At 46.9% G+C, this 1,026-nt stretch carries 1 protein-coding gene; it reads left to right on the top strand.

All coding sequences use genetic code 11. The annotated features are described in order from the left end of the window. A partial coding sequence (locus tag R7E00_RS25235) for a bifunctional 2',3'-cyclic-nucleotide 2'-phosphodiesterase/3'-nucleotidase (RefSeq protein WP_318124942.1) occupies nucleotides 1-1,026 on the top strand: 1,026 nt, incomplete at both ends.

Raw genomic sequence — 1,026 nt, 5'->3', positions numbered from 1 at the left:
TGGTAACCATGAATTCAACTATGGTTTGGACTTCCTACAAAATACGCTGGCCGGCGCGAACTTCCCCTACATCAACGCCAATGTGTTTGATAAGAAAACTGGCGAGCATTACTTCCAACCTTACCTGATCAAAACACACAGTTTTAAAGATACCGATGGCGAAGTTCATCAAGTAAAAGTGGGTTACATCGGGTTTGTTCCACCGCAAATCATGGTTTGGGATAAGAAAAATCTTGAAGGTAACGTGGTTGCCAAAGACATCAAAGAAACTGCAGAGAAGCTGATTCCGCAGATGAAGAAGGAAGGTGCGGACATTATTGTCGCGATTCCGCACTCAGAGGTTTCAACCGATCCATATAAACTAGGTGCGGAGAACTCGGTGTACTATTTAACGCAAGTAAAAGGCATTGATGCCATTGCGTTTGGTCACTCTCACGCGGTCTTCCCAGGCAAAGGATTTGAGAATCTACAAGGCGTAGACAACAACAAAGGCACCATCAACGGTGTCACTGCCGTCATGCATGGCCGTTGGGGTAGCCACGTGGGAGTCATGGATCTGGTCATCGAGCAAAAAGACGGCCAATGGCAAGTAGTGGAAGGACAATCTGAAGCTCGACCAATTTTCGACAAAGCGACTAAGAAATCGCTTGCAGAAGCAGACCAAGGCATCATTAAAGCACTCGAAGACGATCACAAAGGCACTCGCGAATTCGTTAACCAACCAATTGGTAAAGCGAATGACGTGATGTACAGCTTCTTGGCTTTGGTGCAAGACGACCCAACAATCCAAATCGTTAACCTTGCACAAAAAGACTACGTTGAACGTTTCATTCAAGGCGATCCAGACCTTGCTGACATTCCAGTTTTGAGCGCGGCAGCGCCGTTTAAAGTGGGCGGACGTAAAGATGATCCGAACGGCTTCACTGAGGTTGAATCTGGCCAACTGACTTTCCGCAATGCCGCCGACTTGTACCTATACCCAAATACGCTCGTCGCAATGAAGGTGAAAGGCAAAGAAGTACATGA

Source organism: Vibrio sp. Vb1755 (genome assembly GCF_033338635.1).
Taxonomy (GTDB): Bacteria; Pseudomonadota; Gammaproteobacteria; order Enterobacterales; family Vibrionaceae; genus Vibrio; species Vibrio alginolyticus.
The sequence above is the reverse complement of the archived record's forward strand: the minus strand, read 5'-3'. Positions and strand labels throughout refer to the sequence as shown.